Genomic DNA, 25,669 nt, shown 5'->3' on the forward strand with positions numbered 1-25,669 from the left:
AACAACTACTAACTAGCCGTTAAAGCTATTAATTATAATGACATGCTGCATCCCTGTTTTGTATTTTCTAAAATCCCTGTCGACTCTAAAAACATTCGATCCATCTTGAGAAAAATGAGCATAAACAACATCCGCAAGTCGCTGGTCTGCTGCAAGAATAACAAGATTTGAAGTACGCGCAGTTGCTTTATTCAGCAACTGAAACAGTTTCTCTTCATAAAATTCCTTATCCTTAAGCCTTATTAAAGCATAGTCAAAATACTGATTGAGCTGATCAACATTTATTGGAGCTAGTGAAATATGAGTAAAGATGAGCTCTAAAAATGGAATGCTATCACGTACACCTTCGAGGTTCAATAATTTCACATGCTTATGGCTCGCCCAATTGGCAAGAGGAATGCCTGCTGTCCCCAACTCTTCTGCCACTATTTCCAGCAGCATTCTCTCGGCAGGCGAAGAACCGCATTTTCTGCACTCCAGTTGTTCTAAGGAAAATTTATTAAAGCCACACAAATTGCAGAAACAGTCATTCTCGAACATAACATAAGACTGTCCATTATAAAGCCTTTTTTGAATAGTTGATTGGTTGATGTTAATCGCAAAATCCTGGTTTCGGATATAGCCAATTGCCTTCAAATCTTTTTCAATTTCCTCATGAAACATAGAAGCAATGCAAATAAAAGGCTTCTCTTCTTTCACCTTTTCCATTAAAGCAGATTTGGATTTTACGATAACACCCTGTACGAGTGTATTAATTTTTAGGGGATTGTTGTCAATAAAGCCTTCGACCTTGATTCCAGCATCATTTAAAAAGTCCAACGTCTTTATCCCAGCAGCACCTGTTCCCCAAATATAAACGGGTCTTGCAGTATTCACTGTTACATTGACACTATGATGGCTGGTTTCGTCGGCCTCAGGCTGCTTTTCTGTTGGATGCGCGCCGGCTTTAATGCCTTCACGCGCGCTCCTCGTCGCTTCCAAAAATAAATGGCCGTTTCTGAGGTCAGGCTCTAAATGGCAGCCCTCTCCCCACTCATTCCAGGCATTGATGAACACAATCTGTTCATCAGGAGTATACCCTTCTACTCTCTTCATGCTATGCTGAAGCCAGTTCCTATATAAATCGGCATCCTCGTTCTGAATGATGGTTGCATTATTACTTCTGCGTGCCGTATTATCCCAGCTCGGAAACACACATGGAAATGCGGGCAGTTGTTCTTCCGCTTCTTTAACTAATTCCTTGGCCACCATGTCTTGATAGCTATAGATCGTTAAGCCAGGGAGTGTTGAAACGGAAAGATGCTCATTTGCTGTATCTCTAAAGTCAGGAGTAAAATCATACATGGAATCAAAGCCCGCCTCAAGCATATCCTCCACCGTGAAACTGGCTTTCGAATTATTGGCACAACACAAATAAATATCTTCAAATCCATACCTTTTAATTTCTTCACGCCATACCGCAATAATTTTCTTGAGATTAGTAATTTCGTTGGCGCGATAAACTAAAAAGAGCGGTTTATTATTAACTCTTATGTACCTTGAATCCTGAAAAGCTTCAGCCAACCACTTCATATGCTCAGCAGGGTCATACTCCTCATATTCCTGCTTAAGAAGAATTTGCTGATCCATACCATCCCAGCGTCTTGTCCAATTTTCATTGGCCCAGCATAAGCAAAAATCCAGATTAGGCTTGCCTGAATGAAGAACCTCATTAAATGGACGCTCCAATATCATTTTCCCATTAAACCAGTAATGGTAATAACAAAAAGCATCTATTCCATAGCTTGCAGCTAATTCGCCCTGTGCCTCACGGGTCTCAGGCAGCCTTAAATCATAGAAGCCAAGATCTGAAGGGATATGAGGTTGATAATGACCGTTAAATAACGGCCTAGCCTTGGCCACATTCGTCCATTCTGTAAAACCATTGCCCCACCATTCATTATTTTCTTTAACAGGATGATATTGCGGGAGATAAAAAGCAATGATTTTCATAGAACCTCCGAATTAAATTATTGAAATTCACTTCATATTTTCTAATTTCTCGAATTAGAAGCCATCAACGACATTTAATATTTCTTTAATGCTCTTGCCTTCTTTAATCATTTGTTTTATTCCATACTCTGTTTTAGCTGCTTCATTTACTACTTCAACAACTTGCTCAAATATAGCTTGAGGAATGAAAACAACTGAGTCGCTATCCGCAAAGAGATAATCTCCACTATTTACTGTAATTCCATCAATTATAACACTGACATCTGTATCCTTCACTCTTCCACGGCCCTTGATATCCACCGGGCTGTATCCTTTTGCCCAAATAGGCAATTCAATACTTTGCGTATAAAATGTATCTCTGGTTAGGCCATCAATAATGACTCCTGCTAGACCAATTTCCATTGAAAGTCTGGACATTAGTTCTCCAAAATAAGCAAAATCATTATTACCCTTTACTACAAATACCTCATTATTATTTAGGCTACCGAGGAAGGTCAGACCAACTTGAATTCTTTCGTCATTCGTTTCCAATGCCTCTAATTCTAAAGTGCGGACTTTTCCAAAAAGTCTTGCCTTTGTATTGTTTAGTTTCCACTGTGTGGAAACTTGATTTTTATATCCAAGTCGATCCAATTCATCGGAGAATACACCCGTACAATATTCATCCATATATTCATTTATAAAATATGTTTCAAATAGATTATTCAATGATATCACTCCTCAATTTTTGTATGCCGCTCGTGTAAGGATTTTCACTAGGGAGACCATTAGCCACCGCTGTAGCAAGCTCCATATCCTCGAGATAATCTATATCGATAGCTTCAAATTTATCTATTTCCAACATGCTGTAATTCCCAGCTACACGTACTTTTGTTTGCTCTAATATGTTTCTTTTAGTAAAATACAGCCCCATTCCCTCAATAATTGTGGGAGGAAGAGTAAAGCTGTTAGGCAAGTTGTACAGATCATACTTAGGCGCTGTTTCACCCCATAAATAGCATTGTGTCTTTAATACTGAAAACACTGAGTCGTACCCTGATTCGATCATCTCTATACCTTTTTGAAGGGTAGATTGCTTCAAAAAAATCATTGGAGGTAGATGCTGAATATAAACATCAGCATCTACCTGGCTCATTTCCCACAACATCAGTTCATTTCCATTCGTTGCATTAGTCGCAAGAGCTTCTGGCCGCTTTATTGCCCCAAAACCATGCTTCTCAGCAAGCAAAAGAATTTCATCACTATCACTATCAATAAAGATATCTTTACGATCTAATACACGATTTAAATTATTTGCTGCCCATAAAAATAAAGGCACGCCTTGGATTTGATACATATTTTTATTTGGCAGCCTTGTACTGCTACCCTTTGCGGGGATTACTCCGGCATACTTCAAATCATATTCCTCCCAATGCTTTCTGCTATTGGTTTTAATGTTTGAAGCATTTCGGAGAATTGATTGTGGTTTAACTGCTGAGCGGCATCTGATAGCGCCTCTTTAGGATTCGGATGAACCTCAATAAGTACCCCATCTACTCCCATAGCTACGGAAGCACGAGTTAGATCGGCAACCCCGTAGGAATATCCCATAGCATGAGATGGATCAACAACAATCGGAAGATTCGTATATTCTTTCAAGTAGGAAACACCACATAGATCCAAAGTAAATCTAGTTTTAGATTCAAAGGTTCTAATACCCCGTTCACAAAGTATAACCTGCTCATTTCCTCCACTTAATACAAACTCAGCCGCCTGCACGAACTCCTGCAAAGTGGAACCAAAACCACGTTTAATCAATACTGGTTTATTGCTTTTTGCGCATTTGCGTAAAATTCCTTGATCATACATTGCCTTAGCACCGATTTGTACAATATCGGCTGCTTCAATAATTTCATCAATGTGGGTAGCATCACGTGCTTCCGTAATGATTTTCAAACCATACTTTTCCTTCATTTCTGTTAGAAGCTCGAGACCTTTACTTCCTAACCCTTGAAATGTATAAGGAGACGTTCTCGGTTTAAAGCTTCCCGCCCTCATAATTTTAATTCCAGAATCTTTTAAAAAAGCCGCAGAGTGCTCAATTAATTCTCTCGATTCAACCGAACATGGTCCGCTAATAACGATTGTATTTTTACTGTTGCCTCCAATCGTCAGATCACCGACTTGAATTGCTCTCGCCGATTTGTATTGCTTGCTTGCCAATTGTATATCGTCAGACAAGACATAATAATCGTCTACCAGGTCTGCAAACTGATCCTCTAGCGTTTTTACTTTAGACGGAGTCACAAGTTTAATATGGTCTTCATTTGTTATTTGTATAGCCTCATAAAATACAGCCATTTTTTCTAAAAGCTCAGCACTGACACCCTTTTTTACGTGAATAATCATTTACATTTCTCCTTTAATCAAATCATTAAATGCAATCCAACCTACTAATTCTTTAGTGCCGCCTACAACTGGCAAAAACATAATATGCTTTTTACTATTTGAAATCATATCAAGCATTTCTTGAATTGTCGATTGATCGCTTATAATAAGCGGATTTCGATTAATGCTGTTATAAATATCAAATCTATTTAAGTCATCAACATTGGCTAAAAGCTCTCTCCTAATATCGCCATCAGTAACCACGCCCACTAATTGACCACTTTCATTTACAATAACTGTAAATCCAGCCTTTGACTTTTCAATTGCCTGAAGCACAGCTTCCAATGAAAGAGCGTCCTGCTGGACAACCGGAAAGTCATCAGAGGAGGACATAAAGTCCCTGATTTTAATATCGTGATCTGCTTTTTCCGTTCTCAATCTTAACAATGCATTGGCAATCAAGGGAGCATTCATCAAATAAGAGCCTGAGACAGCACAGTATACTCCCATATGACGAAGAATGAATGAGATGTCATTTGTAATTCCGCCATCTACATGTATGTTTTTACTAGGAAATTTTTTCCTGAAATCCCTTATTTTATTGAAGACAATATCATTAAAGCTGCCACCACTAATCCCTGGAGTTGTTGTCATAAATAAAAAGAAGGAGCATTCCTCCGCATATTCCTCAAAAACATCAATAGAGGTTTCCATTGTAATAGCTATACCCTTTTTCCCAGTGAAAGCAGCAGGCCATCTGAGCTTTTTATTCAGATTTTCATATTGAAAGGTAACTGCTTCTATGCGATGCTCAATAATAAAATCAAAAAACTTTTCAGGCTCACTAGTTATAATATGTAAATCAATCGGCGTACTACTGATTTCTCTTATTTTGCGAATGTCTTCAAAAACCTCAGTTTTTTCAATTGAGTCAATATGAAGATAATCAATTTTAAATAAATCCAATTCTGCTACAGCACTTAAAATATCCATATTTTTTGTTGAATAAATAGAAGCAGAAATTTTCATGTAGAGGCCACCGCCCAATTATGTAGTGTAACGCGAGTAGAAATTTTTGTATTTTACTGCTGGCAGATTATGATCGGTTATAATGTACGAGTTGGATACCTGATTTAAATCATTCACTGTCTCCATCTGGCTGGCAATTAACTGAGAAACTACTTCATTCGCTTCTAATTCATTTGAAAAAACAAACTTCGAATCCAAGGCAAAATAATCACTAAACAGTGGAGTATCCTCGCTTTCGTAAGCAAAAGCAGGTACATAATGATAGATTGATTCTAAAAATGTAGTACTGGCTGACACAAATGAAAAATCAATCAGGTCTAGCAATTCTATTATCGTTTTATCATGTGCAATTTCTCCCAAACAATGAGATAAGCTATTAATTGGGTAACTTTTGAAATCAGTAGGATGTTTCCGAATGTAGTAATTCAAATTAAAATCATTAGCAATTTTTTCAGCAATATTTATTAACTGCATATTAACATTGAAGTTATTATAAGCTGGATAACTTAAAAAAACGCAAAAGCTATTAATCTCTCTTGTACGATAAAATGTACGCTTTATTTTTGCATCATAATTGTATTTAGGATTGCCTAGTATAATGATTTGCTCAGAAGGAACACCGTATCCCTCCATAATTTCCTTATACTTCTGCCCCCAAACAATATGATGTTTGGCAAGTAAGTAATAATGTGTAAAATCCGTCATTGGATGCTTATTTAAATGTTCGGTTAATTGCTCAGCTTGAGCTGTTATGGAATGCTGCATTGTAATGGTATCTCTTTGAAGCTCATTCATAATCTGTGTAATAACATTCTGATATCCAAACACTTCGTTCACAGATATATTCATTTTAAAATCTTGCTTTTGCAAAAAGTCATACATGAAATCAATATAATTTTTATAGAAGTTCATCCAACTGCATAGCCATGAAATTTCTTCTTCGTTAACTGGCAGTTTCATTTGTTTCACTAAGCTTTGCATGGTTTCATCATTACTTGATAAGTAAGCATGACTTGCTCTATTTTCAAAAGTTAAGAGTTGTTGCTCCTCATAATAAGCTGAAATATCCTCTTCACGTTTGACTAAAAATGAAATATTAGCTTGGTTAATGAGACTAGCCGAGGCCTTCATGAGCTGAAAATAATCCTGACGACCAGGCAGCAGATTCGAGAAAAGCATTTTCCCTTGACCACAAAGCTTATATTCCAATCTGTTTGGAGGATAATAAAGATATCGTTCTACCTCTGGAGAACATAAATAGTCGATTAATGAACAAAACTCACTATTCAAAACATAGGAAAATATTATTTCTCTATAGCGTATTTCCGAAAAAGCCTGCATTAGATTATCATAATACTCTTTTTTATTAAAAATAATTTCACTATTGAGCTCTTCCATTCTAAGTTCTCGCTTTATACGTCGAAGTTCGTTAAATGTAACGTATTGCTTCTTAGTAATGTTGAGCTGTTCGAGTTGTCTCACGATTTCATCTGTGGCTGTACTTGCAATGAACACAATGAGCTCTTCTTTAATTTCTTCCTTTAAAATATTCGAAGAATAAATAGGACAATCGTTTACTTGCTCTGCCCATTTCAAAGGATTATTATCAATAAAATAAGAAACTTCACAATTATCTAAAACGAATGAGGAAATTTCAGAGTATGCGGCTCCAGTTCCCCAGATAACCACTTTTTTTCCATAGGTGATGGAAGCTATAAGCTCATTAGATGATAACTCCCCATGTTTTCCTCTCATTATTATCCCCCATCCAATATATCCTTCTCTAGCCATTCGATTATAGTTTCTTTAGTCACCAGATTATCTATCATATTATTTGAAACTATTCTTTTTTCTTTTTGAACAGTATTATAAACAGATGGAATCAAATACATATCAGAGAACTCTTCTGCAATTTGTTCTTCTTCCTTAGTCATGAGCTCTTCAAAGTGCTTTTCGCCGGCCCTGTAACCTACCGTATCAATATGAATTTTTGAATAAATATTATGTTTTCGAGTTACTACAGTAATAATCGCCTCCGTTAAATCACCAAGCTTAACTACAGGCATTTTAAGTACAAATACCTCTCCACCATTTGCCGATTCATTCGCCTTTAGTATTAATTGAATCGCCTCTGTTGGAGTCATCATATATCGGAGCATCTCGGGATCTGTTACCGTTATTCTGCCATGCTCTAGTATTTGTTTTTTAAACAATGGTATAACAGAGCCTCGTGACCCCATTACATTTCCAAAACGTACGGATGAAAATACCGTTGATTTTGCTCCTTTTTGATACTCGGCAGCCGATATGAGTCGTTCGCCCATCAGCTTTGTAGCACCATATGTATTGGTTGGCGATATGGCTTTATCTGAGCTTGTGAACAATACCTTCTGAACTCCAGCCTGTATAGAAGCTTGGATGACATTTTGCGTGCCGATAACATTCGTCTGCACTGCTTCAAATGGGTTGTATTCACAAAACGGCACGTGCTTCATAGCAGCCAAATGGAACACAAAATCAATATCTTCCAGCGCTCTTAACAGCCTCTGCTGATCGCGCACATCTCCAATTAAATAACGCATTTTATCATGATGCTCGTGAAAATCCTGACTCATTTGATACTGTTTATATTCATCTCTGCTGAATATCCGAATTACGCTTGGATCATAGGCTAACAAATGCTTTGTCAAATGGTAGCCTATTGTACCGGTTCCACCTGTAATTAATATTTTTTTGTTTTTGTACATTGCCCAAGCACCTCTTCTATTCACCTTTAACTATCCAAATAACTAATAAGCTGACGTCTTTTACTACTATCTATATCGGTTGATAGCGCTTGATTTATAAGAAAAACCGCAAGGAAAATGTATCCTTGCGGTTTTTCTCTAATGAGACGCTTTACGTTTATATATTATGTCACTTGGTGCTCTAGGAGCTCAAACTAGACAAGCGCTGCTGCAGTGCCTCTATAATTTCCATTAGAGGCTTCGCCTGATCCAGCAGAACTTTAATCAATGGCTGCATATGCTCCCGGTAAAAAGCAATCTGCTCCTGTAAACTGCGTGCTTCCGTTAAAAGATGCAAATGATGTTCAAAGTTTTCAATTGCTACTCGACTGCTCTGCAAATATAATCCGTTAAACACGTCACTCTTGACCACAAACTCCCAATCGCTATCAATCTTCTCCATCATACGATTACACTTATTAATATTTATTCGACTCTGCTGCTCTAGCTTTCCAATCTGGCTCACGATTGAGGTTAGTTTTTCAGAACATTCCTCCATATTTTTCGGCAAACTCGCAAGCTTGCTTAAAATATGATTTTTGCGACTTTCATTATAAGGGGCTGCAGCTTTAAGCTGATTATCAAGCTCAAGCTCCAAAACCTGCTGATTTTTCAAACGCTTATAAACCGACTCCATTGGCTCCCAGAGCGTATGTTTAATCTTCGCGCCCGTTTGCGAAGTATTTATAAATCGAATGTCAGCGTGTTCAGCTAGAAGCTCTTCTATATCCGCCAAAGCAAGCGCCAGTGCGTAGGTTGTCCGATTCACCGATCCGTGTACATTTTGGACAGTTATATCGGCAGATTCGACTGACTTGGCCATGATTGTCTCGGAAACATGCTTTGCTCCAACTGCATACATTTGATTATTAGGATAAGAAAAGTCTTGCCCAGCAAATATAATTTCTTGGCAGCCCATATAAATAGCAGCCTGTACTGCTGTGCCCGTAACCGTATGGTTCGAACGGAAGACTGGATCCTGGTCTCCCAGCTCGAGAAAGTAACGAGAAACCCAATCGCTCCCGACGAAAAAATGCACAAGCTGCTCTCTTTGAAGCGGCTCTATCACTTCAAAATGCACCGTAGGCGAGAACAGCATCGGAATATTAGATAGATTCAAATGCTGAAAAGCCTGCGCATTGGCCACAGCCCCATCAATAGAAACAATGAGATGAGGGATAATTTCATGATACAGCAGTGTCTGTACCGCAGAGCCTGCCGCAATAACAAATGCATGTGCTTTGAGCTTTTTCAGCTGTACAATATCCTGCTCTAAAGAAGGTCCTCCGCCGACAACAATAACCGTCTTCCCGTTTAAAGCTGTTTTTAATCGGGATAATGGAGGGGACTGCAGAACAGCAGGCATATTAAACAATCCATTTTTCACCCAACTCAAACCTAAACGCTGATAAATTCTCACATGATTTACATAGTTATAAAAAGCCATCTCCGCTTCATGACGAAAATCTGTTACTTCTGAAGCAAAGCTGCTAGCATAAGCTGGCGCTGCTGCAATACAAAGCGGCTTTTGCTCGAATATAGCTGCTTTTATAAACTGCTCTCTTCGCTGCTCCTTCGAGCTGGCAAGTCCAAAAAAAGCGACCTTTGCCCGCGAAAGCAGCTGTTCCATATTTACAATTTGCAAAGCAGCTAGCAAAATTTGCGGCTCCGGCTCGTAGATATACAGCTGATGCTTAGGACACGCCTCAGTCAGTGCCATAGCATAATCGCCTAACCCAAATCCATATAAAATAATGGCTTGATGCTCCGACGCTGTGCTAGCAAGTCCCTTCGCCCAATCAGTTATCTGCTTCATATGATTTAAGCCCAGTAAACGTTTCCTCTCCCCGCTGTCCCGCTCTATCGTCAAATTAACAACACCGTAGCGGTTGTATTCTATTTGATAGGCAGTCGCATTTGCTGCTGCAAATTGTAGCTGTGAAAAAATATCCGGATAGGCCCGCTTTAAAAATGCCATATTGTCCGCAAAGCGGCGCTCGCGCACCGAGCCGCTCTCACCTAGTCCTGACTTTAACAGCTTAAAAAGAGGAATCAGCTCAAATTGAAGGCTATCAGCTGCACCGATATAATTTTCATCATCGACATTCTGATTCAGCATCTGAAACTTTGCGCCAAATTGCTCCAGGGCACCATTAAGGAATAGATGCAAGGAGCTGTACTCTTCCACATCGCTAATTTCTTGTTGAATGGACTGCAAAGCTCTGTACAGATCGTCCATGCCTTCTACAATTTCTCCAAATGAAGGCCAGGTCTGCTCCATTTCAAAAGCATGAAACAGTGGCACTACCAATTCGCTTGCCTCAATCAGCTTTGGAAGAAAGGCGCGAACATCATCAATATAATTTTCCGTTGTAATGATTTGATTCATAGGGGCCTCTTTTCTAGCTGGTATATTCCTTCAGCCTGTGCAACGTACCTTCCACCACTTCTTTCAAATCTGGAACTTTATACAGCATTTTCGTGATCAGCGGCAGCATAATAGTTTGAGCTAAATCAGATTTTTTGATTATATTTTGCTCATTCGCTAGCTCAGGCAAATCTCGTTCGAACTCATTTAGTTCATTACGGAAAAGCATAAAACCAAAAGCAGTAAAAGGTACACTGGCTACAATCGCTTGCCAATCTTTGTTGATTGACTGTATAGTCTCTGCACTTTTTTGCGGATTTTTCCGGCTATTTTCGACCGCTTTCCCAATATTTCTTTTAATTCTTTTTAAGTGCTCCTCGTATACGAACATCTGCTGCGGCAGCTCAGTGAGAGCAACCGTCACTTTTTTCCTTTTCTCTGCAGAATAGCCGCTCATGCTCTCCATGGCTGTAATCAAAAAATTTTCTGGCAGCTTGTTATTTTGCAGACGCAGCAGCACCTTGTCCATCGTTTCAAAGCTCGTATGCCGAATACGCGCACCGTATCGCGATGTATTCACAAAACGAATATCGGAGAGCCCTTCCAGAAAATCTTCCACATCAGCTAATACAAGCTTCATAATTTTATTTGTTCGATTTAATGTTCCATTCACATTTTCTACCGTTAACTCCGCTGCAGAAACCGTTTTTTCTATGTAACTCTCCGAGACATGCTTCGCTCCTGACGCATACATTGCACCTTCAGAATAAGACAAGTCCTGACCAGCAAAAATAATTTCCTTACAGCCCATATAAGCTGCAGCTTGAATAGCTGTTCCTGTCACAGAATGGCTCGATAAGAAAATAGGATCGTCACTCGTCACTTGCATAAAATATTTTGTGACAGAATCATTCTTAAAGTGAACATGCATTAATCTATCTTTCTTCTCCTCCAAGATGCGATATTTCACCTGTGGTGTATATAAAAGAGGAATCCCCTTAATGTCCAAATGTCTAAAAGCCTGATAGTTTGATTCGGCTCCATCCATACTTACAATCAAATGCGGTTTAATGCCAAAATGAAGCAAGGATTGTATCGATGATCCGGCAGCAATAATAAAGGCATGCTGCTTAAGTTTTTTTAGATTTTCAATATCTGCGGAAAGGGACGGACCCGCTCCTACAATAACGGCTGGCACATCGGCAAACTTATTTTCCAGCTGCTGAATCGATGGGCTTGCTAACGTCGCAGGCAAATTGTACATGCTATTTTCAAGCCACTCCATGCCAAATCTCTCATACATGCGATAAGAGCTTCCATAGTTCATAATGGCAATTTTAGCATCATTGCTAAATTCCAATACCTCTTCTTTCATTAATTTCTCATACACGGGAAGAGCAATAATTTCCGGCTCTCCCTTTAAATATTTCAGGTAGGTATAAAACATACCTCCTCTTGTAGTTGCATTACCTCCAACAACAAAGTTTTTCACATTGGGTAGATCAAGCCACTGCTTAAGCTCTACCTGATGCATTGCTGCAATTAAAATCTGTACATCCGGCTCATAAAAATGCAGCTTGTGCTCAGGAAATGCCTGGGCATACTTGACTTGATGATATCCAAACCCTGTCCCATAAATAATAATGTCGCTTTTATTTTGCACTTTTTGCTGAATGTTTTTTATCCAATGAGCTATCTCATTTTGCGGATCATATTTGCTGTATAAAAAAGAGGGCTTCCCATCTACTGTTACGATGCATAAATTGGGCTGACCGTTTCTTGCATGGATAGTTTGATAATATTCCCGATTTCTAGAACATGCAGTGATCTGTTTATAGACCTCAGGGAATTTCCCAGCCAAATACTCGAGGTTGGATTGAAATAGCACCGCCTCTGCTTGGCGCCCTGCATGTCCCCCAAGCTCTACTGCAAGCTGTCGAAGCATTGGAATGAGTTCAAAGCCTAGGCAGTCTCCAGCATCCATATAATTTTCGTTATCCATATAAGCATTCAGTTGCCCGAAACCTTCTTCCAGCTCAGATGAAAACCGCAGTATAGTTTCCTGCAAAGCACAAAATACCTGCCATTCTTGCAGATGGCTATCAATAGCATTTAAGGTCCGGTATAAGTCATCCATTCCTTCTACGATTTCAGCGAAAGAATCCCAAAATGCATCAGCCAAAGACTCATATAACAATACTTGAACGGTTTCGGAGGCAGCAATCAGCTTTGGCAAAAAAACACTGATGTCCTCAATAACTTCTTCTATGTCCAACTGCTGCTGCTCCATATGTAAAAGCTCCCCCAATATACATATCGTTTATTTTAAACGCAGAAAATAACATATAAACTTTTCCGATAAAAATATAAACCGCCAGAGCATAGTTCCGACGGTCTCATAAAAGCTATATCTAGTAAAATGGTATCATTATTCTTTGTAATCAACAAAATAGCTTTCCGAAGTATAAGCTTGCTCATACTTTTGCTTTTGCAGGCGGTGAGTCTTCATCCTGTTCAATCCGGAAGAAGCCTCCCCCATTAAAAAATGCATACGCTCCAAAAGAATATTGTCATACTCGCCGATCAAACGAATTACCGTCTTCATTTCCTCTGAAACCTCGGCCTGCTGCAACGCGCATAGAACTTCCGTTCTTACATCTATAAGCTGAACGAGCTCTTCATAGCTTGTTTCTTGAATTTGCTCAACCATATGCTGGGTCTGAGCATAGAGAGATTGTAAGGAGGCTAGCATTACGATGCACCAGTTGGTGATTCGGAAATAGCCGCTTTCATCGCCTGCTTCCAAGTATCTCTGAATTCCTGTAAATAGCCAAGAGCCTCATTTGCTGCTTTTACATTCTTTTTCATATTAGCTTCAATCAACAAATGCAGCAAATACTCGTAAATACGTGAAAGCTCTTTAGAAATTTCATAACCCGCATCCAAAGACGCCATAAGCTCATGCACAATGGCTTGGGCTTTTTTTAGATTTTTGTTTGTTGCTTCATAATCCTTTTTCTCCAGGCCGTCTATTCCTGCCCGTGTAAATCGGACAGCCCCTTCAAAAAGCATAATGATTAACTGGCCAGGTGTCGCTGTCTGAACAGAGGACTGCTGATAAGCTTGATACGGCGAGTTTAACAATTCGTTTCACTCCTTCTTAGCTAGAAAAGCTCGATAATGCGGAAGACTGTGTATTAAAGCTGCTGATTGCCTTTTCCATTGCACTGAACTGCTTAAAATACTGATTTTCAATTGCGTTCAGCCTCGAAAGCATACGGCTTTCCTGATCCTTCATGGCCCGAATTTGCGTACTCATTAGCGAGCTCTCAAGAAAAGCTGCACTTGCGTCCGAGCTAACCAGAGACGTACCTGCTTTAGATGATAAGCTTTTTATAGCCGTCATCGAGGTTGCGCTCATTTTGGCGAACACGCCAGATGTGGAACTATTTGGTGAAGTATCAGTACCTTTAGCGGTGAAAAGGGAAATGACCTTATCCGGTTCCGTTTCCAGCGCTGCTCTCAGCTTGCTTTCATCTAGTACCAGCTTCCCCTTCTCCGAGTAGCTGCCAGTGGTTATCCCGATAGATAATTTGTTTCCACTGCTATCAACAATTCCCGCTATTAACGGGGTGGCGGCAATACGGAAGTTTGAAAGCATTCCACTCAAAATGCTATCATTGCGCAAAGTTCCACTGCGAGCCTTTTCTTCCCATTGTTTTATTTCATCCTCAGTCATTTCCTTCTTCTCGTCGGATGTTAACGGCTTATAAGTACGATTAACCGCCTCTGAAAGCTCTGAATTAATGGATCCAATCAAGCTGTTATACTCCGTTACAAACGATTTAATCGTATCAATAATTTTGGATGTATCCTGTACCGCCGTAATGGTTGTAGGGATAGCTGATGCAGATTTAGCTTTGACCGTAAAATCGAACCCGTTAAGATCGAATCGATTGCCCGCCTGATTATAACTAATTCCGTTTATGGTCACTTTCGCATCTGAGCCCGCATTACTCTCCAAAGCAGATAATCGACTAGAAAATACAGTATCTGTAATAGAAAGTTGATTTTCCCCAGTTTGTGTAGATGTAATAGAAAATTTACCTGAAGTTACATCATAAAGCGCTGTTGCTTTCAATGTACTTGAGCTTGCATTAATAGCTGTTGATAAATCGCTTAGTGTTGCATCTTTATTTATTTTAATCGTTTTATTGTTGATTGTAACATCCACAGTGCTTGCTCCTGCCCCGGACAAAGAAAAACCTAAATCCTCCAATGATTTCCCCTTATCAGCAGCCGAAAAAGAGTAAAGATTGTAACCGGCCGTCGCTACCTCGTCTACCTTTACGTTCAAAGCCCCACTTGCCGTAGAGCTAGTGGAATTGATCGTCAAAGTGTTAGCATCTCCGCTAACCTGCGAGGTTTTTGCGCTAATTGCCGAGGACAAGTTAAAGCTTGATAATTTATTGTTGCGGAAATCAACGATTTTACTGCTTAATGTCCGGTAATCCTCCTGCTGCCATTCCAGCTTCGTCCGTTTTTTAATCATGTTGTCGTAGCTGGCGCGTCGAGCCTTCATCATCTCCTTCACCATGCTGTCGACATCCATGCCTGAAGCCAAGCCTGTAATTCGATTAGCCATATCGTATACCTCCTTCTAAACTTTTTCGTCAATTAAAATGCCATTTACAAGTCCATTAAGCTCCATTAGCTTGGCGGCCATATCCAGCAGCTTTTCTTCCGGAATTTCCCGAATGACTTCCCCGGTATCCTTGTTCCGTATTTTATAAACGATATGGTTCGTTTCCTCGTGTACCGAGCGATCGACCATCGTATCTGGACCGCTAATAGATTCAATGACACGATCTACATTTTTGGCGAGCTGCCTGGCATCTCCTTGAATGGAAGCAACCTCTGCAAAGCCATCAATCGTCGTTCCTGGGCCAGATAGAGCTCCTACAGCTCCAGTAATCGGTTTTATAGAAGCGGCACCCGCCGCTTTATCGGATGCATAGCCGGTTGTGGTATTTACAGATGAAATATTCATCTTCATTCCCCACCTCAAATAAATTTAGTCATCTATATTTAATATCGGATTGAATCACATACTTTATTAGTCTAAATTCGCTTTTTCAAGCTCATTTACCGTTTTAATTATAGAAAAAGAGGCCCTAGATAATCTAAGGCCTCTCCGCTCAGAGCAACGATTATTGCAGCAAGGACAGAACGCCTTGTGGTTGCGAGTTTGCTTGAGCAAGCATCGATTGGGAAGCTTGAAGAAGAATGTTGTTCTTCGTAAGCTTAACCATTTCACTAGCCATGTCTGTGTCACGAATACGGGATTCGGAAGCAGTCAGGTTTTCAACAGTTGTACCCAAGTTGTTGGAAGTGTATTCCAGACGGTTTTGAACCGCACCAAGCTTAGCGCGCTCAGTCGATACCGATTTGATTGCATTTTCAACTGTCGACAAGCTGCTCGAGGAGCTCAGGGAGCTGAAGTCAGAAGTTGTAATGCTGCCGATGGAGATTGTTTGCGATGCATCATCGGATTGGATAGTAGCGCCGCTAGTGATATTAATGCCGTTAAATTTAGTGTCCGTCATGATGCTCGAGATTTGGGAACCAAGCTCGTTCAACTCAACATCAATGTTGGCTTTGTCGCCGGAGCTGTAAGTACCGTTCAGTTTTTGAACATTCAGCTCTTTCATACGAGTCAACATTGCAGAAACTTCGTTCATTGCGCCCTCAGCTGTTTGTACGAAGGATACGCCGTCTTGAACGTTCTTTTGAGCTTGCTCAAGACCACGGATTTGACCACGCATTTTTTCGGATACTGCCAAACCAGCAGCATCGTCCGCCGCACGGTTGATACGGAGACCGGAAGACAGCTTCTCCATGTTTTTACCTGCAGCAGCATTGTTCAAAGTCATGTTGCGGTGAGTGTTCAAAGCTGTGATGTTGTGATTAATACGCATTGTTATTTCCTCCCTGAAATGGTTGTTTAGTCCCACATCCTTGTGGTTAGCTGATCAAGCCGTTAAGCTCAACCCGCTCTATAATATTTATCGGCATATTTAACCAAGACTTTATAGCAAAATCATTTTTTTTTGAGATTTTTAAATTGATCCTTCAGCTCACTCGCCGTAATGGCTGAATCCCCTGCGGTCATATTCATTTCTTCAACCGATACATAGAGCTCTTTCCTCAGCAGCCCGACTTCTTTGGGCGCTTTAATGCCCAGCTTCACCGTATCCCCTACTACCTCCAAAACAGTGAGCTCAATATGCTCGCCGATGAGAATAGACTCTCCTTTTTTTCTTGATAGCACAAGCATTCTATTCCCCTCCTGTCACAGCATTTTTGCTAAACAGCTGATGCTGAGTGGAATAAGGGCTATTGGATAAAATGTACTGTACAGCAAGCTGCTTTGGTCCATTAATAATGATAGGAGCTAGCAAATTAATTGTTGCTGAAGACAGCTCCTCAGGAACCCTCACAATATTATAGATTTCCAGCCCCTCCTCCTCGGTGATTTTTAATTCGTCCTTCACTTGTTCAGACAAATCAAATTCATAATCGGGGTAAAATTCAAACGGCGATACAATGATAAAAGCCAATTCCCCATTTTCAAGCGACTGTAGGTACTGGAAAGGACTATCCTCTATTGTAACGATCATAAATGTCACATATTGCTTGAAGCCCGGTATACCTGTGACAAAAGAAATAATCTGCTCTGAACCGTATTCAAGCGCTCCGAATCGTGTTGTCTCCATAATCATGTTCATTCACACTCCACCCTCTGTAATAAAAAAGGAAGAAGCTACGGCACCATCACGGATTCCATAGCTTCTGTTCTATAATATTTCACCCCTAAAAGCTTAGCCTAAAAAATCCACCAATGATTTGCTAATTACCTTAGCGCCAACAGATAATGAAGCCTCATAAATATTTTGAGCGGTTGTCGAGTCAATCAGCACCTGCTCCAAATCGGCATCCTCAACTTTGGATTGCATGTCTGTGAGGCTTAGCTTAAAGTCAGCAATACGGTTTTGCATCAGCTCCACCCGGTTGACTTTAGCGCCTACCGCCGCGCGAGCGTTCAACATACGGTCCATGCTTGTTTCGATATTAGGAATTTCATTAGATATCGCATCATAGTCTGTCGTTGGAGGCGTCATAGCTGTCATTAACCGATCCAGCACGGAGAATACATTAGTCCCGGTACCCGCCGGGTCCGCGTCGCCAAATACTGCGTTGCCAGTCAAGCTAATTCCAATTGTGACATTCGCTCCTAAAGCATATTTCACGCTTTCTGAATCGGTTTCAATAGCTTTAGGATCAAAACCGGCTGCTGACGTATCAAATGGAACAGTTGTGAAATTTTCTCCGTTAAAAATATATTTGCCGTTAAACTTGCTGTTCGCAATGTCCACCAATTGGCTTTTTAGTTCTTCAATTTCGCTTTTAATAGCATCAAGCGCCTCTTGAGGGTTGGTACCGTTAGCTGCTTGAGTCGCAAGCTCTTTAACACGCTGCAAAACATCGCCAGCCTGATTAATAACGCTATCCGTATAGTCTAGCCAGGACAAAGCTTGATCTGTATTTTTCTCATACTGATCATTGGAACTCAGTTCCGTACGATAGCGAAGGGAATAGGTAATGCCGACAGGATCATCAGATGCTTTATGCAGCTTCATGCCTGTGGAGGACTGATTCTGAATATCGGACATTTTATTTAAATTTTTGCTTATATTTCTTGTGAGCTGGGCATGCATCATACCTTGCGTAATACGAAGAGCCATTACTTAAAACCTCCCTGTTTGGAGAAAAGTATTATTCTAATTAAAATTAACGTCCCACTACACCCGTATTATTAATGAGCTTATTCAGCATCTCATCGAATGTCGTCATGAAGCGTGCCGCCGCGCTGTAAGCATATTGATATTTAATCATATCGGACATTTCCTCATCCAGCGAAACGCCGCTAATGGACATCCGGCTACCGTCTACCTGAGCCAGCTGAGCTTCCGCGTTTGTATTTTCCCGTGCAGCAGATTGACTCTTAACTCCAAGCGCACCAACCAAAGCACTATAAAAGTCGCCTAGAGTCGCTTCCTTTATCCCGCCGCCTGTTGCCGTCTCATCAAATGAAAACTTGACTTCTGTCATTTGCGACATTAGAAGCGCCAAGCTATTATTCCCACTTACAACGGTAGAGACACCAGCACCATCCGTTGTTGTCCGCATAGATGAAGCAATCAGGTTGGAGTCCGCAGCAATGTTGGAATTGATTTCAATGCTCGCCGCCGTAATCGAGGTAAAGCCCGTCTTCACCGTAAACAACGGTTGCCCGGATGTAGCCGGATTACCCAGCGTATAGCCTAGCTGGTGCAGACCATTAATACCATTGACGGTCATCAATTGATCTGCCGTTGTTGGTACTGTTGTACCAGGCAGAACAGAGCCCTTTGGAATCGTGACCTGAAACTGTCCGTTTACAATCGTATTCGCAAGCGTATCCAACTGGCCAGTAAACTCGGCTGCAATATCTAAGGAGGTAAACATTCCGTGGACTTCTCCACCTGTCAACGTCCCGTTATCGTATGACTGCTCAAGTGAAATTGCATTTACCGGAGTAGTTTCTCCGCCAGTTACCAGATTCGCGCCGCCCATATTAATCGTATAGCCGTCTTCCGTATCTGTAACGGTTACATTCACCATTTTGGATAATTTATCCGTCAGAAGATCGCGCTGATCGCGAAGATCATTAGCGTTATCGCCAAGCGATTCAATTTTCTTAATTTGATCATTTAATGAAGCAATTGAGCCAATCATCGAGTTAATTTGCTCGGCAGACGTTTCAATCGTCATATTAATGTCCGCATCCAAATCGGAAAGCTGTTTGCTAAGACCATTAAAGGTATCCGTAAGAGCCTGTGTACGCTCTACCAAAATTTCGCGAGCGGTTACGTTCTCCGGATCTTTACTCAGATCAGACCATGCGTTCCAAAAGTCCGATAACACGGTACGAATACCAGTTTCCGATGGCTCGTTAACGAAGCCCTCCAGCTTGCTTAGTGTATCCATTTGTACAGAGGTAGTCCCAGCAATATCCGACTGATCGCGGTACTGCGCATCCAGAAAGGCATCGCGGATACGTGTAATAGATGTATACTCGACACCTGTTCCGATTTGACCGGGTGCTGTGGATTTCGTCATGCCATACGCTTCCATTGGACGAGTGGCCACCATTGTAACTTTCTGCCGTGTGTAGCCTTCTGTGTTGGCGTTTGCAATGTTATGGCTGAGCGTAGTCAAAGCAACCTGCTGCGTGATCAAGCTTCGCTTCGATGTTTCTAATGAATGAAAAGTTGAGGTCATCTGCTTGTCTCCTCCTTATGCTTTACTATCAAATAATCCATTGCGCTTACTGCCTGGATATTGATTCATCGGGTGCTGATAGACAAGATCCTCATTCGGGTCATCCATCATCAGGCTGATTGAGAAATCCAGAAAGGACAACGATTGCTTAATTAATTGCTGATTTAAAGTACTTGCTTCCTTAAGCTGAGCCAATACCGTATTGAGCTGACCGTGCATCTCCATCAGCTGTGATTTAATGACAGGATCAGTGACGGAGCGAATCAGCTCAGCTAAAATACCGCTGCGGATTCTAAAACCGATATCTTTAAAATAGCGGGAGGTCAGCTGGGTTCGCATACGCTCAAGCTCTTCTGCCTTCGCAACAAGCAGCTTCTGCTTCTGAGTGTGCACATTTAATTGCAGAACATCATTCTGAATAATCATGTCCTTCTTACTCTGTTCAATTTCCAACAGGGTTCTATAGAGCTTTAACTGCTGCTGCAGAGTATCTGCGATTAACTCAAGAGACATCTCCGTTCACCTGTCCTCATTCGCTTGGATTGTTGCCGAAGTACGGAAGCAGCTTCTCAGCCAGCTTGCCTGATTCAACATGATACGTTCCAGATGCTATGGATTGCTTCAAGCTCTCAATTTGCTTGGCGCGTTCGGGGCTATTCGTCTGACTCGTAGAGAGCATCTCCTTCGCGGCGGCTGAGATTTGCACCTCATCCTTCTTCTGCTTCTTATTGGCATTATTCACTGCCATTTCATTCTTCTTCTGGTACTGATTAATCGAGTTTATACGACCAGGTTCATTTATCTTCAATTTGTTCACCTCATTTATTTGGACACATGCTAATAAGCCGATAACCTTTAACAGTATTATCGGCTTATTCCCCAAGAAATTTATAGTTATATCGACGATTGACAAATATTAATAAATTCTAACGATCCTTATAGCGGTCCAAGCCTTTGTAAATGTTCTGGTTAGCCTTCTGTGCTTCCAGCTCCTCAGCCCTTCTGGCATCCTCGCTGCGCATCTTCCCTGTATCGCTAATTAAACGCGATCTACAGCTGTCACACATATTATTATCCCTTATGAGCGTACCGCAAACCTCACACGGATAGGACATATTTGGCGCATTCATAATCGAAATTCTGCCTTCTCGAACAAACTTCGTAATCTGGCGGACGGAGACTCCTGTTTCATTGGATAAATCATTTATATTTGTGCCTTTGTTTTTACGCAAGTAATCGGAGCAAAGCTCATACTCTTTATCTATTTCTCTAATGCAAGCCGGACAGACGTCACGAAAGTTTTTGGAGAACAGCTTGCCGCAGCGTGGGCAATTATCTAAATTCATCATTAATTTCCGACCTCCCTGATCTACCTTTTAAAGTTATGATTAGCTCTATTCTAGCTGAAAAAAAGGTAAAATTCACTAGTTATCTTTTTACAATCCTATTACAGGCTGTATCCCGCTAGCTTTCACTCTTTCATTTCTACACGCTATCTTCCCCAGCTTTCCATCTCATTTAGGGCTTAATGAACGATTCATAAACAAATATACCCGCTGCGGATACAAATCTTCTTTTATACCAGAAGAAGCTGAATGTGATAAAGCATTGAGATTATGGCGTAACCATTGCGGCCATTTATTAATCACTCATTTAAGATTTAGACATTTGAAAACAAAGGTGCACGCGGTTTATATTGAATTAGAATAATCAGAAATATATTCCCAATCGACTTCAGGAACGCGCCCAAGTCAAAGCGTATATTTCTAAAGGGCAGGATACCCCTCTATGAATAACCTCCGAGCAAGCTTGAATGGTACTTCCTGTCGTATAGATATCGTCCACAAGCAACAGCCTCATCGGTGCGTTTTGCGAGGCAGACTTGGAAAAGCATTGTACCAAACCTTCCAGCCCTTCCCGTTCAATTTCAAAAATATTTTGCATATCGCGCATTCTCTCCGAGCGCGTTTTAAAGCTTTGCTTGGCTGAATGCTTTTGGCGTACCAATAAGTTTACTAGCGGGATCCCACAGCTTCGAGAAACCCATGCTGCCAGCCTTTCCGCCTGATTAAAACCACGTTCTTCAGCTCTCTCATCGCTAACGGGCACATAAGTAATGGCGTGCCACATAGTAGACGACAGATTTCCCGCTCGGATACCAAGCCTTCCCATCAGCTCACGAGTCATCTCAGTGAGCGGGTGCAGCAGCATTTCTCCTAAATAGGGCTCCAGCAATTCATTTCCCCGATATTTATACTTAGCTAAAAGCTCCCGCATCTGCTCGCTATATTGTACCGCGCTCCTGTTAAGAAGAAAGGCAGCATTACTGCGCCTGATGCAGTCAGAGCACGCCACAGCCCTGCCACATATCCGGCATTTCACAAAACGTATCCAAGGAATGCTTTCCAAACAATTACCACATAACAGCTTTGCAAAGGATATCGACCATATTTTTTGTTTCTTTAGATCTTTGACAAATCCCCCTGCCTGTAGCGGTCTTGCGATTTTGCCGCATAATGGACAGAGCTCAGCAGATGGGCCCAGCAGACTCAAAATATGACCCATATAATTAGTAAGCCTCTGTCCTAAACGGTATATTGTGAGCCTGTTCATCTCAACGTAAGCCTCCTTTATAAAGCGTCCCCATCCTTCTCGATTCCCTACCTGATATAGCCTTTTGCTCGTGCGATACGATTCATCTTTTTAATATGATGGACAGCCATCATCTGGGAGCGAGTACGTTCTTTGGCGCAAAAAATAACATTGCCCTGCGGATCCTCGCTGGATCTTCCGGCTCTCCCCGCCATCTGCACAAGCGAGGCCTCATCAAACAGCTGTCCGTCTGCATCCAAAATAAAAACATCGCTTCTTGGAATGGTTACCCCGCGCTCCAAAATGGTAGTCGTCACCAGAATGCGAATTTTCCCTGCTCTAAAACGTTGAACCTTGTCCGCCCTCTCCTTATCTTGTGAAGAGGTACCTGCTACTTCGAGGTGCTTAAGCGCCTTCTGCAAAAGCTGTACCATACGTTCAACCTGCGAAATGCGCTGTACAAAGACAAATAGCTGGGCTCCTCGTTTCAAGGAAAACAGCATCGCTTCTTGAAGCTGACTCGGAAGCCGAAGCTTTGCCAGCATTTGCTCCACTTTCGGTGTTCGGAGCAGCCTTGGAACGGGGAGCGGGTGGCGATGAAAACGTACAGGCACTCTCGCATGGGCAAGCCTTCCCCGTCGTGCCAGCCGCTGTAGCTCGGTTGGAGGCGTCGCGGACAGCAGCACCCTTTTTCCTGTTGGGGAACAGCTTTTCTCCGCAGCATAATGAAGCTGAGGGTCATTGTGGTACGGGTAAGCGTCCAGCTCGTCTAAAATGACTAAGTCAAATGCTTGGTTAAATCTCAGCAGCTGATGCGTCGTCGCAAGCGTAATATCTCCTTGCTCCCACCGTTGCTCGCTGCCGCCATACAGCGTAACCACACTACATTTGGGAAATGCCCTTCTAATGCGTGGATTCAGCTCCAGCACAACATCCCTTCGGGGTGTAGCTATTAATGCTTTTCCCCCACGAAGTAGTATCGACTCCACAAGCGGAAAGGTCATTTCCGTTTTGCCAGCGCCGGTAACCGCCCATAATAGGAAGCTGGTTTGATTGACGTCCGAGGTGCGGTTTAGAGCAACACGAGACGTTTCATAGGCTGAGCGGCTTGGAGCAGGACGCTCTATAAAATGAAGCGCGGACTCTGCCGCCGCTGCTTGGGCAGGGCTTAGCCCCCAGCGCGCGAGTCGCTGCTTTGGGGGCGAAAGCTTGAAAGCGGAGCTGCTGGCGGTGCCAGCTCCGCCTAATATAAGCAGCTCGCATTCGCGGCTGCGTCCCATTGAGAGGCATGCGGTGCAATACGCGCATGCCTCTCGCCCACAGGCTGCACAGGGCGCCTTGTGCAGCTGCTCTTCTCCGCTGCCGCAACGCAGGCAGCGAAGCCCGCGATGTGGCCAGCCTGCTTCGCGGCTGGCCCCCATTGATACAGCGCTGCGCAGCTGTATCAAGCCCAGCAAGGACGCAAGCTGCAGCGCAGCGTCCTTGTCCACGGCAGGGCCAGCTGCCGCAGGCGCTGTCCCTTCAAGCAGTGCGTGCGCTTCGCCGCGCAGCAGCGCACGGCCTTGCAGCGCCGCTGCGGCCTGCTGCGCAGCGGCGGCAAGCGCCTGCACTGGCGCGCGTTCCACGCCGCGCGCCGTCCCCCCGCGCTCGCGGCTATCCGCAGCGAGCATCCAACCGCCCTGACCTTGCAGCGCCTTGGCAGCAATCAACCCTGCCGGACTTTCCAGCGTTGCTTGCCCCGCAGCGTTCTTCCCCTTGCTGCTCCACTGGCTTACATACGCCGAGATTCGGCTTAACCAGCTGCTCTTATGAGCATATCTGCCCTCCCCTGCCGCACGCTGAATGACAACGGCCAAGCTTCTGAGCATCTCGGCTGCGCTCCCGTGTTCTCCCTCAGGATGCCTGCCGGAATTAAACAGCTCTGCGGCCTGGCAGGCTAAATCAAGCGGCAGCCTTTCACCCAAAAGCACTGGATTCCGCTGCTCTTCGTATGGCGTTTTCTCTGCCAAATCACTCCAGAATAGTCTGTCCGCCTCAATAGCAATAGTCGCGAAGGCAAGCCATCCGAACTGCTTCCCCTTGTAAATCACGTAAACGTTAGCCTTCATATTTGGCTTATCCTCCCTTATTTTTTCTCACGCGATTCTTGTGTGAACTCCACTATCCAGAAGGGATGTGCCTCTGAGCACGGCCCAAATAAAAAAGCACATCCAAACGACGCTCCAGCGTCATTAAGATGTGCTTCATCCCATGTTATCGTTATCCCCGCCGCAGCGTAAAATAACTTCTATAGAACTATTTTACAGCTAAACCCATTCTCAAGCAATAGACTCAGAAAAGTGCAACTGCTTGACCTCTACTCTCGCTTTCCTTTGCTCATCTTTGTATTTCTACCCCAGCAACAGCAGCCTCACCTAATACTTGTTCATTTTAATATATGAGAACCTACTCATGGTCATTGACCGGCCTAAAAAGGCAGCTTCGATAAATCCTCCGGATTTTGGAGATCAATAAGTACGGGCGGCTCTGACCCGATAATCAAACCATTCCCCTTAAGCTCCCATAACCAGCCCTTTTCCTGTTGAGCCTCTTTTTTCACAATCCCAGCTTCTGGCCTATAGAGCCTTATTCTCTCATGAGCATGACTCATCCTCTCAACTATTTCCCGCGTTTGCTCACCAAGTCCGGCATCTATGACTGTCAATTGCACATCAACACCCATCCAACGCGAGAATGCGAAAAAGGATCGAATAGTCCGTTCCATATTAGCATGCTGACTGCCGCAAAGCAGTACATAGTGCCTGGTGGAATGCTGCCGATGGCGTTTCAAGCGGTATATAACATGCACCAGAAAGCCTGCCAGCACGTAGCAGCCCACGACTATCAAAAAAATATTGATCATGGCACCGCACCTCCTATAAAATACTTCAAGTCTCGGTCTCCTCTACCGACCGCTCTGCCTGCCCCCAACATGTCTTGTTCTGCATTATATGCCTGCTGGCGCCTAGTGGTTCCACCATTAGCGGACAAGCGCATAACTCTTGGAGAAAAAAAATAAACCCTTGTGCTAAATCCTTTTGCCCTAAACGATTTCCGTTACACTAGGCAAGCGCAAAAAAACTTCCAGCCATATTACTATGGTTCTGGAAGC

The 25,669-nt window shown here is 42.5% G+C and carries 24 protein-coding genes; all 24 read right to left on the reverse strand.

Going from position 1 to position 25,669, the window contains the following annotated elements; translation table 11 throughout:
* Window positions 1-12: 12 nt before the first annotated feature.
* The 24 genes from V5J77_RS24320 to V5J77_RS24435 all read right to left on the reverse strand — a co-directional run bounded on the left by V5J77_RS24320 (window position 13) and on the right by V5J77_RS24435 (window position 25,420).
* Window positions 13-1,992, reverse strand: a complete 1,980-nt coding sequence (locus V5J77_RS24320; RefSeq protein ID WP_338553367.1) for a glycoside hydrolase family 99-like domain-containing protein — start codon at window positions 1,990-1,992, stop codon at window positions 13-15.
* Window positions 1,993-2,046: 54 nt separating this feature from the next.
* Window positions 2,047-2,700, reverse strand: coding sequence for an RraA family protein (locus V5J77_RS24325; protein ID WP_338553368.1), 654 nt, complete (start codon window positions 2,698-2,700; stop codon window positions 2,047-2,049).
* Window positions 2,693-3,388 (reverse strand): hypothetical protein, encoded by a 696-nt coding sequence (locus V5J77_RS24330; RefSeq protein WP_338553369.1) that lies wholly within the window; start codon window positions 3,386-3,388, stop codon window positions 2,693-2,695. The genes V5J77_RS24325 and V5J77_RS24330 overlap by 8 nt, the downstream gene beginning before the upstream one ends.
* Window positions 3,385-4,380 carry a 3-deoxy-7-phosphoheptulonate synthase gene (gene aroF / locus V5J77_RS24335; protein ID WP_338553370.1) on the reverse strand — a complete coding sequence of 332 codons (996 nt, stop codon included), beginning with the start codon at window positions 4,378-4,380 and terminating at the stop codon, window positions 3,385-3,387. Before aroF ends, V5J77_RS24330 begins: the two co-directional genes overlap by 4 nt.
* Window positions 4,381-5,388 (reverse strand): CBS domain-containing protein, encoded by a 1,008-nt coding sequence (locus V5J77_RS24340; protein WP_338553371.1) that lies wholly within the window; start codon window positions 5,386-5,388, stop codon window positions 4,381-4,383.
* A gap of 18 nt (window positions 5,389-5,406) precedes the next feature.
* On the reverse strand, window positions 5,407-7,143 hold the full coding sequence (locus V5J77_RS24345; RefSeq protein WP_338553372.1) for a hypothetical protein: 1,737 nt from the start codon (window positions 7,141-7,143) through the stop codon (window positions 5,407-5,409).
* A gap of 2 nt (window positions 7,144-7,145) precedes the next feature.
* Window positions 7,146-8,135 (reverse strand): SDR family NAD(P)-dependent oxidoreductase, encoded by a 990-nt coding sequence (locus tag V5J77_RS24350; protein ID WP_338553373.1) that lies wholly within the window; start codon window positions 8,133-8,135, stop codon window positions 7,146-7,148.
* Between the two features lie 181 nt (window positions 8,136-8,316).
* Complete coding sequence (locus V5J77_RS24355) at window positions 8,317-10,563, reverse strand: 6-hydroxymethylpterin diphosphokinase MptE-like protein (protein ID WP_338553374.1); 2,247 nt, start codon at window positions 10,561-10,563, stop codon at window positions 8,317-8,319.
* A 13-nt stretch (window positions 10,564-10,576) separates the two neighbouring features.
* Complete coding sequence (locus tag V5J77_RS24360) at window positions 10,577-12,832, reverse strand: 6-hydroxymethylpterin diphosphokinase MptE-like protein (protein ID WP_338553375.1); 2,256 nt, start codon at window positions 12,830-12,832, stop codon at window positions 10,577-10,579.
* A gap of 138 nt (window positions 12,833-12,970) precedes the next feature.
* The gene (locus V5J77_RS24365) at window positions 12,971-13,294 is read right to left on the reverse strand and encodes a hypothetical protein (RefSeq protein ID WP_338553376.1); all 324 of its coding nucleotides are present in this window, start codon (window positions 13,292-13,294) and stop codon (window positions 12,971-12,973) included.
* Window positions 13,294-13,686: a flagellar export chaperone FliS gene (gene fliS, locus V5J77_RS24370; RefSeq protein ID WP_338553377.1), complete on the reverse strand. Its 393-nt coding sequence runs from the start codon at window positions 13,684-13,686 to the stop codon at window positions 13,294-13,296. Before fliS ends, V5J77_RS24365 begins: the two co-directional genes overlap by 1 nt.
* 16 nt (window positions 13,687-13,702) lie before the next feature.
* Complete coding sequence (fliD, locus tag V5J77_RS24375; RefSeq protein WP_338553378.1) at window positions 13,703-15,187, reverse strand: flagellar filament capping protein FliD; 1,485 nt, start codon at window positions 15,185-15,187, stop codon at window positions 13,703-13,705.
* A gap of 15 nt (window positions 15,188-15,202) precedes the next feature.
* Window positions 15,203-15,592 (reverse strand): flagellar protein FlaG, encoded by a 390-nt coding sequence (locus V5J77_RS24380; protein ID WP_338553379.1) that lies wholly within the window; start codon window positions 15,590-15,592, stop codon window positions 15,203-15,205.
* A 160-nt stretch (window positions 15,593-15,752) separates the two neighbouring features.
* Complete coding sequence (locus V5J77_RS24385) at window positions 15,753-16,520, reverse strand: flagellin (protein WP_338553381.1); 768 nt, start codon at window positions 16,518-16,520, stop codon at window positions 15,753-15,755.
* Between the two features lie 122 nt (window positions 16,521-16,642).
* Entirely contained in the window at window positions 16,643-16,879 is a 237-nt protein-coding gene (gene csrA / locus V5J77_RS24390) for a carbon storage regulator CsrA (RefSeq protein WP_338553382.1), read from the reverse strand.
* Between the two features lies 1 nt (window position 16,880).
* Entirely contained in the window at window positions 16,881-17,330 is a 450-nt protein-coding gene (fliW, locus tag V5J77_RS24395) for a flagellar assembly protein FliW (RefSeq protein ID WP_338553383.1), read from the reverse strand.
* A gap of 93 nt (window positions 17,331-17,423) precedes the next feature.
* Window positions 17,424-18,347: a flagellar hook-associated protein FlgL gene (gene flgL, locus V5J77_RS24400; RefSeq protein WP_338553385.1), complete on the reverse strand. Its 924-nt coding sequence runs from the start codon at window positions 18,345-18,347 to the stop codon at window positions 17,424-17,426.
* Window positions 18,348-18,393: 46 nt separating this feature from the next.
* Window positions 18,394-19,926 carry a flagellar hook-associated protein FlgK gene (flgK, locus tag V5J77_RS24405; RefSeq protein ID WP_338553386.1) on the reverse strand — a complete coding sequence of 511 codons (1,533 nt, stop codon included), beginning with the start codon at window positions 19,924-19,926 and terminating at the stop codon, window positions 18,394-18,396.
* 15 nt (window positions 19,927-19,941) lie between these two features.
* Entirely contained in the window at window positions 19,942-20,439 is a 498-nt protein-coding gene (locus V5J77_RS24410; protein ID WP_338553387.1) for a flagellar protein FlgN, read from the reverse strand.
* A gap of 16 nt (window positions 20,440-20,455) precedes the next feature.
* Window positions 20,456-20,734, reverse strand: coding sequence for a flagellar biosynthesis anti-sigma factor FlgM (gene flgM, locus V5J77_RS24415; protein ID WP_338553388.1), 279 nt, complete (start codon window positions 20,732-20,734; stop codon window positions 20,456-20,458).
* A 118-nt stretch (window positions 20,735-20,852) separates the two neighbouring features.
* Entirely contained in the window at window positions 20,853-21,272 is a 420-nt protein-coding gene (locus tag V5J77_RS24420) for a flagellar protein (protein WP_338557049.1), read from the reverse strand.
* 388 nt (window positions 21,273-21,660) lie between these two features.
* Window positions 21,661-22,161 (reverse strand): hypothetical protein, encoded by a 501-nt coding sequence (locus V5J77_RS24425; RefSeq protein WP_338553389.1) that lies wholly within the window; start codon window positions 22,159-22,161, stop codon window positions 21,661-21,663.
* 425 nt (window positions 22,162-22,586) lie between these two features.
* A complete protein-coding gene (locus tag V5J77_RS24430) occupies window positions 22,587-24,626 on the reverse strand; it encodes a helicase-related protein (protein WP_338553390.1) in 2,040 nt (679 codons plus the stop codon).
* Window positions 24,627-24,985: 359 nt separating this feature from the next.
* Window positions 24,986-25,420 carry a hypothetical protein gene (locus tag V5J77_RS24435; RefSeq protein ID WP_338553391.1) on the reverse strand — a complete coding sequence of 145 codons (435 nt, stop codon included), beginning with the start codon at window positions 25,418-25,420 and terminating at the stop codon, window positions 24,986-24,988.
* Window positions 25,421-25,669 lie beyond the last annotated feature (249 nt).

The organism is Paenibacillus sp. KS-LC4 (assembly GCF_036894955.1).
Lineage (GTDB): Bacteria > Bacillota > Bacilli > Paenibacillales > Paenibacillaceae > Pristimantibacillus.